The sequence below is a fragment of the Limosilactobacillus reuteri subsp. porcinus genome, assembly GCF_036621895.1.
Lineage (GTDB): Bacteria > Bacillota > Bacilli > Lactobacillales > Lactobacillaceae > Limosilactobacillus > Limosilactobacillus reuteri_J.
In genome coordinates, this window is sequence record NZ_LN887324.1 from 1 (window position 1) to 12,480 (window position 12,480).

14 protein-coding genes and 1 other annotated feature are annotated in these 12,480 nt (G+C 38.6%); of the genes, 8 read left to right on the forward strand and 6 right to left on the reverse strand.

Going from position 1 to position 12,480, the window contains the following annotated elements; all coding sequences use genetic code 11:
• Positions 1-181: 181 nt before the first annotated feature.
• Positions 182-1,114, reverse strand: coding sequence for an L-lactate dehydrogenase (locus AACL61_RS01050; RefSeq protein WP_102816481.1), 933 nt, complete (start codon positions 1,112-1,114; stop codon positions 182-184).
• 186 nt (positions 1,115-1,300) lie between these two features.
• Positions 1,301-1,544: a binding site (T-box leader), on the forward strand.
• A gap of 91 nt (positions 1,545-1,635) precedes the next feature.
• Between AACL61_RS01050 and AACL61_RS01055 the strand changes: the two genes are divergently transcribed.
• The 5 genes from AACL61_RS01055 (at position 1,636) to AACL61_RS01075 (ending at position 7,094) form a co-directional block, all read left to right on the forward strand.
• Positions 1,636-2,487 carry a MetQ/NlpA family ABC transporter substrate-binding protein gene (locus AACL61_RS01055; protein WP_019254252.1) on the forward strand — a complete coding sequence of 284 codons (852 nt, stop codon included), beginning with the start codon at positions 1,636-1,638 and terminating at the stop codon, positions 2,485-2,487.
• 12 nt (positions 2,488-2,499) lie between these two features.
• Positions 2,500-3,564 carry a methionine ABC transporter ATP-binding protein gene (locus AACL61_RS01060; RefSeq protein WP_339110855.1) on the forward strand — a complete coding sequence of 355 codons (1,065 nt, stop codon included), beginning with the start codon at positions 2,500-2,502 and terminating at the stop codon, positions 3,562-3,564.
• A complete protein-coding gene (locus AACL61_RS01065; protein ID WP_414152585.1) occupies positions 3,539-4,246 on the forward strand; it encodes a methionine ABC transporter permease in 708 nt (235 codons plus the stop codon). Before AACL61_RS01060 ends, AACL61_RS01065 begins: the two co-directional genes overlap by 26 nt.
• Positions 4,247-4,264: 18 nt before the next feature.
• Positions 4,265-5,410: an ArgE/DapE family deacylase gene (locus tag AACL61_RS01070; RefSeq protein WP_102816484.1), complete on the forward strand. Its 1,146-nt coding sequence runs from the start codon at positions 4,265-4,267 to the stop codon at positions 5,408-5,410.
• A gap of 346 nt (positions 5,411-5,756) precedes the next feature.
• Positions 5,757-7,094 (forward strand): ClC family H(+)/Cl(-) exchange transporter, encoded by a 1,338-nt coding sequence (locus AACL61_RS01075; RefSeq protein ID WP_180977137.1) that lies wholly within the window; start codon positions 5,757-5,759, stop codon positions 7,092-7,094.
• 213 nt (positions 7,095-7,307) lie between these two features.
• Here the strand turns inward: AACL61_RS01075 and msrB are convergent, their stop codons facing one another.
• The 5 genes from msrB to AACL61_RS01100 form a co-directional block, all read right to left on the reverse strand.
• Positions 7,308-7,736, reverse strand: a complete 429-nt coding sequence (gene msrB, locus AACL61_RS01080) for a peptide-methionine (R)-S-oxide reductase MsrB (protein ID WP_102817030.1) — start codon at positions 7,734-7,736, stop codon at positions 7,308-7,310.
• A 71-nt stretch (positions 7,737-7,807) separates the two neighbouring features.
• Positions 7,808-8,446 carry an ABC transporter permease gene (locus tag AACL61_RS01085; RefSeq protein WP_102817031.1) on the reverse strand — a complete coding sequence of 213 codons (639 nt, stop codon included), beginning with the start codon at positions 8,444-8,446 and terminating at the stop codon, positions 7,808-7,810.
• Positions 8,439-9,209: an ABC transporter ATP-binding protein gene (locus AACL61_RS01090; protein ID WP_019252857.1), complete on the reverse strand. Its 771-nt coding sequence runs from the start codon at positions 9,207-9,209 to the stop codon at positions 8,439-8,441. The genes AACL61_RS01085 and AACL61_RS01090 overlap by 8 nt, the downstream gene beginning before the upstream one ends.
• Entirely contained in the window at positions 9,184-9,849 is a 666-nt protein-coding gene (locus AACL61_RS01095; RefSeq protein WP_102817032.1) for an ABC transporter permease, read from the reverse strand. Before AACL61_RS01095 ends, AACL61_RS01090 begins: the two co-directional genes overlap by 26 nt.
• Before the next feature lie 64 nt (positions 9,850-9,913).
• A complete protein-coding gene (locus tag AACL61_RS01100) occupies positions 9,914-10,813 on the reverse strand; it encodes a glycine betaine ABC transporter substrate-binding protein (protein ID WP_229286027.1) in 900 nt (299 codons plus the stop codon).
• A gap of 148 nt (positions 10,814-10,961) precedes the next feature.
• Between AACL61_RS01100 and AACL61_RS01105 the strand changes: the two genes are divergently transcribed.
• Genes AACL61_RS01105 through AACL61_RS01115 form a run of 3 tightly spaced genes read left to right on the forward strand, consistent with a single transcriptional unit; the run spans position 10,962 to position 12,440 of the window.
• The gene (locus AACL61_RS01105; protein ID WP_102817034.1) at positions 10,962-11,417 is read left to right on the forward strand and encodes an Rrf2 family transcriptional regulator; all 456 of its coding nucleotides are present in this window, start codon (positions 10,962-10,964) and stop codon (positions 11,415-11,417) included.
• Positions 11,418-11,419: 2 nt separating this feature from the next.
• The gene (locus AACL61_RS01110; RefSeq protein WP_102817035.1) at positions 11,420-12,274 is read left to right on the forward strand and encodes an NmrA family NAD(P)-binding protein; all 855 of its coding nucleotides are present in this window, start codon (positions 11,420-11,422) and stop codon (positions 12,272-12,274) included.
• A gap of 34 nt (positions 12,275-12,308) precedes the next feature.
• On the forward strand, positions 12,309-12,440 hold the full coding sequence (locus AACL61_RS01115; RefSeq protein WP_003667147.1) for a hypothetical protein: 132 nt from the start codon (positions 12,309-12,311) through the stop codon (positions 12,438-12,440).
• The last annotated feature ends 40 nt before the right edge of the window (positions 12,441-12,480 follow it).

Below are 12,480 nucleotides of genomic sequence, written 5' to 3' on the forward strand. Positions count from 1 at the left end.
CGTGCTTTAAGAGAGCGATTCATCCCCTACTTATAGAAGTAGGGGTATTCTCGCAAATTTATGGATAAAAGTGGTGCCACCAAATTTATCTGATGACGCCACTTTTATTTGTTAAGTATAGAAGCAACTCTACCATGCATAATTTTTTTATGCTAGTCTATTTTCTTTATTTAAGTTTTCCTTAATCTTTTGCTTGCAAACTTTCTTGATACTTTTCCTTAATGAAATCGGCTGATGTTTGCAGCTTTTGCAGTTCTTCTTCTGTCAAGTCAAGTTGGGCTTGCTCTACAACTCCATCACGACCAACAACCGCTGGGTAAGATAAGTAGACTCCATATTCTTCACGGAAATTTGATACCGGTAATTCAGTTAATGAATCGGATAAAATTGCATTGACGAGCTTAACAGCTGCCGTTGCAACTCCATAATTAGTATACTTTTTCCCTTGAAAGACAGTCCAGCCACCCATCTTAGCTTCCTTATCAAGCTCTTCTAAGTCTAATCCGCGCTTATCTGCTAATTCAGTTAAAGGACGGCCAAGAACGCGAACAGTGGACCATGCTGTAAATTGTGAATTACCATGCTCGCCAAGATTATAACCATCTACAGAACGCGGATCTAAGTTAAGCCGTTCGGCCACTGCCCGCTTCATTCGTGCAGAGTCAAGCAGGGTCCCTGTTCCTAATACATGGTTCTTCGGAAGACCAGTTATTTTTTGGTAGAGCGAGGTAATAACATCAACCGGGTTAGTAATAGCCACAATCTTACCGTTAAAGCCACTTTCCTTAATCTTTTGTGCAACCTCTTTTACTGCTCGGCGGGTAAATGGAAGTTCCGCAAAACGATCAGCATTAGGATTATCTTGAAGTTTGATATTTCCTAACGCGGATACAATTACATCTGCATCCTTCAACGCACTGTAATCATTAACAGTAATATTGGTATGGAAAGGCAAATTAGCCATCGCATCTTCAAAATCAAGTGCATCAGCCTTAACCTTTGCTTCGTTTTTGTCGATCAGCACTAGGTCATCTGCAAAGCCCATTGCCACAATATAGTGGGCAACTGTTGACCCCACATTACCCATTCCGATAACTCCAACTTTTCGTGTCATTACTAAGACCCCTCTCAGCTTCTTTTTAATCGTTTTCCAATTTTAACATAATTATTTTTTAATTACTATAGATAGGCAAAATAAAAAACGATTGATGACTCAAATAAAACAAAATTTAAATTAAAAAATACGTTGACAAAAATTAGAGAATCATTATAATAGAACACATAATAATTAATTGAACGTTAAAACATATCGAAAAGCAGAGTAAGTAGCGAGGCTTTTAAGAGAGCTTCTGGGTGGTGTGAGGAAGCAAGCGTAACTACTGAAGATGGGCTTGGAATGGTATCGATGATTGTTAGTCGATAACGGGTTAGCACACGTTATTAGTGCTAGGTAATTCTAATTATTTTATTAGAGTAACCTACTGAGGCTGGGTCTGTGAAGATTCAGCAAATAAAGGTGGTAACGCGAAGCACTCGTCCTTTGAATAAAGGGACGAGTGCTTTTTTATTTACTAGCAAGTTAACGTTTTAATTAACCAACGAAAATATTTAATTGATTGAAAGGGAGTTTTTACTATGAAGAGAAAGAAAAGAAGAAACATCATTATTTGGTCAGTAGTTGCACTTATCGTTGTTATTGCCGGATACTTTAGTTTTATCCGTCCGCAACAACAAGCAAAACGGACTGTTACTGTCGGGATTATGGCTGGTTCAAAACAAGACGATGAAATTTGGAATTCAGTAAGCAAAACCGCTAAAGATAAGTACAACGTTACTTTAAAATTCAAACGATTCACTGATTACAACCAACCAAATAAGGCTTTGGAAAATGGCGATGTTGACTTAAACGCCTTCCAACACAAGTTATTCTTACAAACTTGGAATAAAGCCCATAAAACTGATCTTGTTTCTTTAGGTGATACATTTATCACTCCAATCCGGTTATACTCCAAGCAATACAAGAGTGTAAAGGAAATTCCTAACGGTGGAACAATCGCAGTACCAAACGATGCTTCAAACGAATCACGGGCATTATTCGCATTAAAGAATGCTGGTTTGATCGACCTCAAGAAGGGCACAAAGCTTGCAACTGTAAGTTCAATTTCCAAGAATCCACGCGATCTTAAGATTAAAGAATTAGCCGCTGATCAAACAGCCCGGTCGTTAGATAACGTTGATGCCGCAGTAGTTAACACTAACTATGCGCAAGCTGCTGGTCTTAATTACAAGAGTGCTATTTTCGTTGAACCAGTTAACAAGGATTCAAAGCAATGGGTCAACATTATTGCTGTTAAAGGCAGTGAAAAGAACAACAAGATTTACAAAGATGTTGTACGTGCTTACCAAACTGAAAAAACAAAACGAGAAATTAAGAAACTATACGGAACAGCAGAAATTCCTGCTTGGGACCTCAACTTCAATAAATAAAGGAGGATTAATATGGCGAACCCGATCATTGACTTAGACAACATTAGCGTAACTTTTAAGCAACGAAAACAGGTTGTTCATGCCGTTAAGGATGTTACCTTAAAAGTAGAAAAAGGCGATATTTATGGGATTGTTGGTTATTCTGGAGCTGGTAAATCAACATTAGTTCGAACCATCAACCTCCTACAACTTCCTACTGCGGGATCAGTAACAGTTAATGGCACTGTTTTTTTCAAAGACCATCAACAGCAAATTAGTAATAAAGAGTTACAAGAAAAGCGCCGAAAAATTGGCATGATTTTTCAACACTTCAATTTATTAAATGAAACTTCAGTAATTGAAAATGTCCTTTTCGCTCTTAAACATACTGACATGGATGATGACGCAAAAGAGAAGAAGGCACTTGAACTTTTAGACTTAGTTGGCTTAAAGGATAAGGCTGAATTCTACCCTGTTCAATTATCTGGTGGTGAACAACAACGGGTTTCCATTGCCCGGGCATTAGCTAATGATCCTGAAATCCTAATTTCTGATGAGGCTACTTCGGCTCTTGACCCCCAAAACACTAATCAGATTTTGGACCTTCTTAAACGGCTCAACGAAAAATTAGATTTAACGATTGTCCTCATTACTCATGAAATGGACGCTGTTAAACGAGTAGCTAATAAGATTGCTGTCATGGAATATGGACAAATCATTGAGCGCGGCACCTTGCAGAAGGTGTTCCTCCAACCACAACAGGACTTAACCCGTCAATTTGTGGGAGGTTCCTTAGCCGCAATCGATACCCTTAAAGCATTTGACCTGGGCCACCTTGACGATGATGAAGAATTGCTGCAATTGGTCTACGATGCAAATAACGTGACTAAATCAATCATTATCGAGTTATATAAGAAGCTGCAAGTTGAAGCAAGTATGCTTTATGGAAACATTGAAGTCTTGGCCGGTTCACCAGTCGGTACCCTGTTTGTGGTTATCAAGGGCGATGCTGATAAGCGTCAACAAGCTATTGACTTCTTAAAAGGAAACGATGTTACTGTCACAAAGATTGATGATCGGAGGATTTGGAATGAATAATCTTATACCAAATGTAATTCAACTTGGTTGGGGTGGTGACAACGGTTGGGGCACTTCAATCGTGCAAACTATCTACATGACTTTCTGGCCTGCTATCTTCGGCGGAATTTTAGGATTAATCTTCGGAGTTGCGCTTGTGGTTACTGAGCCCGGTGGAATTTTAGAAAAGCGAATTGTTTTTAGTATCGTTGATAAAGTCGTATCTGTTTTCCGGGCAATTCCATTTATCATTTTGTTGGCCTTCATTGCCCCCTTCACCCAATTGATTGTTGGAACACAGATTGGAACAACCGCCGCATTAGTGCCACTTTCATTAGGTGTATTTGCTTTCTATGCTCGTCAAGTTCAAGTTGCGCTTGAAAGTGTTGATCACGGTAAAATTGAAGCTGCCCAAGCTATTGGGGCTACTAACTGGGATATCATTATTGACGTTTACCTCCGCGAAGCTCGTTCTGAACTTGTCCGTGTCTCCACCGTTACATTAATTAGTTTAGTTAGCCTTACTGCAATGGCTGGTGCAATTGGTGCTGGTGGTTTGGGTAATACTGCTATTTCATACGGTTACGACCGCTTTAACAATGACGTAACCCTTGTTGCCACGATTCTTGTTCTTTTATTTGTTTTAATCATTCAAGTAGTTGGCGATATTTTAGCCAAGAAGCTTAACCACCAAGACCGTTAACATATAGGAGGGATTATTATGGAAGTCAGTGAAAAAGTCAAAGTACTGCAAGATTTAATAAAAATCCATTCTGTCAATGGAAATGAAGTTGAAGTAGCCCACTACTTACAAAAACTTTTATCAAGTCACGGAATTGATTCAAAAGTTGATGAATTTGGTGACCGCCGTGCAAATTTGATCGCGGAAATCGGAACTGGTGAAAGCAAAAAAATTCTTGGACTTACTGGGCACCAAGACACTGTGGCAGTACCTAATCCAGATCGCTGGCAACATGATCCCTTTGGCGGTGAAATTAACGGTGATTATGTTTTCGGTCGGGGAGCCGCTGACATGAAAAGCGGTCTGGCTGCTCAAGCCATCGTCTTAATCGAATTAAAAGAAGCTGGTCAACTGCCATCAGGAACGGTTAGATTTATTGCTACCGCCGGAGAAGAACTTGGTACTCCTGGTGCCTATCGATTACAAAAACAAGGGGTTGCCGATGATCTTGATGCATTAGTAGTCGGTGAACCAACTGGCGGAAACGTTATTTTTGCTCACTCCGGAAGTATGAACTATCGCGTTACTAGCTATGGAAAGTCTTGTCATAGTTCACATCCGCAAAACGGTATTAATGCAATTGAAGGGTTGCTAAAGTTTATCGAAGAAGAAAAACACCTTTTTGATAATAGCAAGGATGATCAGTATCTCGGTAAGGTGCAGCATAGTATTACAGTTATTGATGGTGGGTCACAAGTTAATACCATCCCCGACAGCGCTAGTTTACATGGCAACATTCGTCCCACGGCAGCATTTAATAATGTTAAAGTTGCAGATCGATTAAACGATGCGCTTGAATACATTAATCACACAACTCCCTTCCAATTAGAACTAAAAATTATTCAAGATTTCTATCCCATTGCAACAGAACCTAATAATGATTTTGTCCAAATCGCCCTCAATGCTGCTCAGCGCAATTATCCAAATGATATCAAACTCGATATTATCAATGGTGCAACAGATGCGAGTGTATTTACATTAAATCGGCCAGATCTTCCGGTTGTAATTTTAGGTTGTGATGATTGGAATGCGGCTCATCAAAATGATGAATATACAACTATTTCCAGTTACGTCGCTACAATTAAAGCTTATAAGCAAATTATTCGTGATTTCTTCAAAGAATAAGCAAGATGTTTAAATGAATACCCTAAATTAGTAAAATAAGAGATGCTTTTTAATCAATTATAGCCAACTAATGTTATAATGTAGTTGATGAAAGCGATGTCAATTTTATTAAGAAAGGGTGTTTACCATGATGTCATTATTGAGTAACGTAATCGCTGTTGTAAGTTTTTCCGCAATTTTATTAGCTTCAATTATAAGTTTATTTGTGGGTGGTAAACACCAACATAGATTTTATTAACAAGCTCATAGAAAATAAGAGTGAACAATACTTATCTCTCGCAGACTGTTATTGTTCACTCTCTTTTTATGCTAATATAGGGAAAACACCGTATTGGAGGCAGTATTTGTGAAAAATGAAAATACCTTATATCACAAACGGGCACGGGACATTTTAGGAAAACCATTCACCTCCATTGTTTCGCGTTACCTTGGCGTTAGCATTGCTATTGGGATAGTAACTGGTCTTGTAATCGGAGTCTTTCGCTGGATTATCGATCATACGCTGACTTTACTTACTATTATCTATCCTTTTATGGGAAAACATCCCTTAGTTTTGATTCCTTATGTATTAGGTACATTTATCGTTGCATGGTTAATTGGAAAAATTGTAAAGCCCTATGAAGAGGACGTTGTTCGTTCCGGGGTTACACAATTAAAAGCTGTTTTGCTAGGAAGACACCGGATCCATTGGTGGCCTGTATTATGGCGAAAGTTTGTCGCTAGTTTGCTCACTATCTGTCCTGGACTTTTCTTAGGACGTGAAGGACCAAGTATCCAAATTGGTGCTTGTATTGGAGCTTGCTTTAACGAAAAATTTTTTCACCTCACAGATAAAGATAAATATTTATTAATGGAATGTGGCGTTGCGGCCGGGTTATCTGCTGCTTTCAGCGCTCCTTTAGCAGGAACAATGTTTTTACTAGAAGAAATGACGCATAATTTCAATTCCCGAATTTGGATTCCCGCTTTAACTTCTTCCATTGTTTCTGCATTTATTACTTTTTTGTTTTTTGGCATTAAGCCCTGCTTATATATTCCAATCACAACCAAATTACCTGTTGCATCTTATCCATGGTTAATCATCGCGGGGGTTGTTATTGGTTTCTTAGCATACTGTTTTCAATTTGCTGCCCTCAACCTCACCTGGTGGTACAGCAAAATCACATTTATCCCCAAAGAATTTCATAGCATTATTCCACTATTATTAGTTATTCCTGTTGGATTATGGAACCCTTATATTCTTGGTGGTAGTCACGATTTTATTAAATATGTCACTAATATGTCACTTTCAACGAATTGGAAAGCAATGGTCGCAATTTTATTAGTTTATTTTATCCTTCGTTTTGGTGGCACAATGATTGCGTATGGTGCTACAGTTCCAGGTGGTATTTTCATGCCATTATTCGTTTTAGGAACCGTTGTTGGCGCATTGACTGGAACCATTCTTATCCATATGGGAATAATCCCAGCTAGTTGTTATGTCAACGTCATTATAATTTCAATGGCTGCATATTTTGGCGGGGCAGAAGGACTACCATTTACAGCAATTTTATTAGTAACTGAAATGGTGGGTTCAGTTGAACAAATTTTGCCAATGACCTTAATTACTTTAGTCGCCTATTACGTTAATCGCTTATTAGGTGGTCGTCCTTCACTTTATGACGCAATGTTAGAAGAAAAATAATAATTTGAATGTGAGTGGGAATTAACCTTCTCGACAAGGCGGTGGGCTAAGGATAGAACGGTAATTAGCACGGCACGGGCTGATTACCGTTCTATCCTTAGCCTCGAGCCTTGTGGTTAATTTCCACGATATCTTAACAATAGTTTGTATAAATAAAGAGACTGTTGAAAAAGGCATTATAACCTTTTTTAACAGTCTCTTCTCGATTTTTAGCTATTTATCAAACAAACTCAAGTATTCTCCGTAGCCTTCTTCTTGCAATTTATCAACTGGGATAAACCGCAAAGCTGCTGAATTGATGCAATAGCGCAATCCTCCACGATCAGTTGGACCATCAGTAAAGACATGCCCGAGATGTGAATCAGCTTCCTTACTTCTTACCTCGGTTCGTTCCATCCCAAATGATTGATCGCGCTTTTCTGTAAGAACACGCTTCTTAATCGGTTTAGTAAATGCTGGCCAACCACATCCTGCATCGTATTTATCTAATGATGAGAATAATGGTTCCCCACTAACAACGTCAACATAAATACCCGGTTCATCAAATCGATCATATTTACCACTATATGGTTTTTCAGTAACTCCCATTTGAGTCACGGCATATTGCATTGGCGTTAATTTCTTTAATTCATTTTTATCCATTCAGCATCCTCCTCGTTTTCGTTACCTATTTTGATTATACGAATTCTCAGTGAATACTACTAATTTCCTGCTCAGTTATTTAATACTCCTTTCCACCGATGCAACAACATCCACGAAATCAATTGAACAATTCCTGCGCAAATTAATGTCAAAGCCATTGTTAAAACTGTTCCCCACAAAATCGGCACTACCTGTTGGCCCTGCAGTCCTTCAAACAATAATTGCCCCAGACCACCGGCATTAATCGTTGCCGCAATAGTTGCCATTGCCATTGTCGAAGCTAGGGCCACTTGGATTCCACTAAAAATTGCCGGTAATGCTAGCGGCAATTGAATTTGGCGAAAAATCTGTCGAGATGTCATTCCCATCCCCACACCAACTTCGATTAATTGTGGATCAACGCCACGGATTCCCGTAATGAAGGAACGCAATAGAACATATTCAGAGTAGATCGTTAATACAATAATCGCGGTCTTCATCCCTAATCCAGAAATCGGTAAGAGCAAGGCAAAAAAGGCAAAACTTGGAATCGAATATAAGAGCGAAAAGAAATAGATCAAACTGTTAAGCCACTTTTCACGGCGCAAAAACAATAAGATTATTATAACTGCAATCACTAAGGCAATTGCTAATGAAGAAAGAACCATCGTTGCATGTTGCTGGACATCATCAAGCATTATCGGCCAATTCTCATTCCAATACTCAATCATATTGTTGCCTCCACAAATCTTGATTTTGGCGAATCGTCCCTAAAAGCTGCTCAACAAATTCCGTTGCTGGATGGCGAACAATTTCTTCTGGCGTAGCAAATTGAACGATGCGTCCTTCATGCATGATCATCACTCGTTGGCCTAAAAATAAGGCTTCATTAATATCATGGGTTACAAACATAAAAGTCTTTTCTGCCAACGATTCATGAATCTTTTTCACTTCTCGTTGCAATTCCATTCTTGTTAAGGCATCCAGCGCGCCAAAAGGTTCATCAAATAATACATACGGTGGATTAGTCGCTAAAGCTCTTGCCACTCCTACGCGCTGTTGTTGCCCACCAGATAATTGTTGAGGATAGCGGTTCATATATTCAGCGGGATTTAGTTGAACAAGATTTAATAATTCTTTAACACGATTATTAATCTCTTTCTTATCCCAATGCAGCATTTTGGGCACAACTGCAATATTTTGTCCAATCGTCATATGAGGAAATAACCCGATCTGTTGGACAACATATCCCATGTGCCGGCGCAATTTTACTAGATCGAGTTCTCGAAGCTTTTGTCCATCAATTAAGATTTCACCAGCACTTGGCGCTATCAACCCATTAATCATTTTCAAGGTAGTAGTTTTTCCCGAACCAGATGAGCCAAGAATCGTTATAAATTCGCCCTTGTTGACTGTAAAATTGAGATCAGGAATCACCGTTTGATCGTTAAAGCGCTTCTCAACATGTTTAAATTGAATAATTGGTTCTGTCATGCTTTTGTACCTTTCTAATTAAAAAATCAAAGCTAATCATTGCCAGCAAGGATAAAATAGCAACGCTTACTGCGCCAATCACCACATAACTCATATCGTATAAGCCTAAGCCAGTAAATATTAGGGTTCCCAATCCACCAGCACCAATATAAGTAGCTAAGGTTGCACTAGCAATGATTTCAACCAATGCTAGTTTTATTCCGTTTAAAATATAGGGTAATGCAAGGGGAATCTCTATTTGCCGGCGCAACTGACGCTGATCCATCCCTAGGGCTATCCCAACTTTCTTATATAGCGGGCTCACTTCATTAAAGCCAAGAATTGTATTGATTAGCAACGGCGGAAGCGCTAAAACAATTAAAGCAATTAACGCAGGGATAACCCCCGTTCCAATAAATGGAATTAATAAAAACAGTAATGCCAAACTAGGAATGATTCGTAACAATTGCGCAAACATCACACAAAATTGAGCAACTGGTTTTATTCGCGAACCAATATATCCTAATGGCAATGCAATGATCATTGAAATCACGAGCGTTACAACGGTAAGAACTATATGCTGACCAACATATTGCCAATATTGTCCGCTATTTGTTTGAAAATATTGAATTATTTGCCCTAGCAAGCTACCACTCCCCATCTATTACCTATAACGAAGGAGCAAATATCTAGCAAGAAAAACTAGCTATCTGCCCCTTTGGCACTTATTTCATATTTTGATTATACCAATTTTTAGCAACGGTCTTATAATTTTGCCCGTCGACATTAACTTTTTTGTTTAGATCAGTTAATTGCTTAGTTGTTAACTTCGCATCAACTTTATTTAAGGCTTGCTCCATTTTTGGATGACTTTTGGCAGCCTTTTTATTTACTACTGGTACTAAATTATATGGTGGCCAAATATTCTTATTATCCTTTAGTAAAGTAAACTTACTAGTTGCTAATTGACCATCAGTTGTTGAAACTGGAGCTGCTTGTGCTTTTCCTTGTTCCATAATCTTGTAGAGTAAATTTACGTCATAGTCCTTAATCGACTTAAAATCAAATTTACCATAAACCTTATTCATTTCTGGAAGGGCATCAGCACGTTTTTCGAACTCACCCTGTGAAGCAAAGTTAATCTTCTTTGCATTCTTTTGTAGTTCACTTAAATTGGTAATGTGGTACTTCTTCGCGTCCTTAGTTGGCATTGCAACACCTTGACGATTATCACCTGGGGCGTATTTAAATGTCGTTAAGCCGTCTTTTTGAATACCATCGTGTGCTAATTTAGCCATTTGACTAGCACTCTTGCCAGTTCCCTTCTTTTTAAGGTATGCCTCTACAATTGTTCCCGTATAATCAGGATAAACATCAACTTCGCCTTTTTGTGTTGCACTAAAAATCACATTATTTGAAATATTGGGTTTTCGAGTAACCTTATAACCCTCATGTTCAAGTGCAAGCGCGTAAATTTCACTGACAGTCTTACTTTCTGAAACATTTTTCGATCCTACAATAATTGGTTTATTGCTAGCAGCACTTGCTACTGCCGGCATAATAGTCCCTGCTAGTAAGCCAGCAATGCTTAATAATGAAAGAGCAACGATTTTCTTAAATCTCATTTATTTTCTCCTAACTTGTAACTAAAAAAGTTTCAATCAATAAACTAATACTATATCTAAGAAAAATAATTGTCAAGGCAATGATAAATCCAATCTCTTGACATCATGTAACTTCATAAATTACAATCATAATTAAAGGAATGATAATATGAAAATTTCAACCCGTTTTAGTGATAGCATCCACATTCTTGCTTTCATTAATATTTATCAAGGAATTATTCCATTAACAAGTAATAATATCGCTAGCAGCATTGAAACTTCACCAGTTGTCGTCCGACGTTTGATGAGTGCGCTCAACAAAGCTGGATTAATCAATACCGTTCATGGTGCAGCAGATCCAGCACTTGCAAAATCTCCTAAAGACATCTCACTTTATGATGTTTTTCTTGCGATCGAAGGAGATGCTCATCTATTTACGATTGATGAACGAACAAATCCACAATGCATCGTTGGCGGGAATATTCAAGAGACGCTTGACGGCTTTTACCAGCAAGCAGAAACAGCAGCAAAAGCTAAACTCGCAAGAATCAGTTTACAGGATGTAATCGACACTATTCGCGTTAAGCAAGCACTAAAAGATGCCGAAAAAGAAAGAAGGAATTAATAATGAAGTATATGGTTACTGGGGCAACCGGGCACCTTGGTCAACACGTTGTTAAGCAATTAAGCAAACTTACATCCCCAGATAACATCCGCGTCGGTGTTCACAATCCCGCCAAAGCTTCTCAATTTAAAGATGCCGGATATGAAATTGCCGCAATTGACTATCATGACGTTGCTAAGATGACGGCAGCCTTTAGCGGAATCGATGTTGTTATCTACATTCCAAGCATCACCTACTTAGTTAAGGATCGAATTGACGAATTTGAGAATTCATTAACCGCAATGTTTAAGGCAGACGTTCATAATTTAGTCGATGTTAGTTTTATTGCAGATCAATATAATAACCCATTCCAAATGGCTGGTTACTACGCATACTTACCAGCACGACTTGCCAGCTCTGGCCTTGAATATGCTGTTGTTAAGAATTCATTGTATGCTGACCCACTCGTTCCTTATCTGCCAGAATTAATCGAACGACACAACATCATTTACCCGGTTGGTGACCAGGCAATGAGTTTTATTTCCCGCCAAGATAGTGCTGAAGCCATCGCCAATGTAGCAGTCAAGCCATACTTGCGAGATAAGGGACAAAATTATCTCCTTACCATGAGCAAAAATTATACAATGCCAGAACTTAGTTATATTATGACTAATGTTACAGGTGAAGAGATTGGTTATAACCCCGTTACCGTAAAAAAATTTGCTGAAATTTACGCTGCTGAGGGTGACGGAAACGAACTCGCTTCGATGTACCAAGCAGCTGCAATGGGCTTGATGGACCAAGTTACTGACGACTTTGCGCATATCACTGGACATCAACCAACAGATATGAAAGAATTCCTTATAAAAAACTACTAAGCGCTTAAGTAAATTTTGAAAGGGTGTCTTTTCTATGTTTACTCTTCCCCTTGGTATTGGACAAATTCATGCAATGCACGAGTTATTTAAAACAAACCCGCGTCTTGCTGCCCTTGTCCTTCTTTTGATTATGGGAATTGCTATTTACTATAAATTTCATCGTTAATATAGTCACAATCATAATCACCCGTCAAACGGGTGGTTTG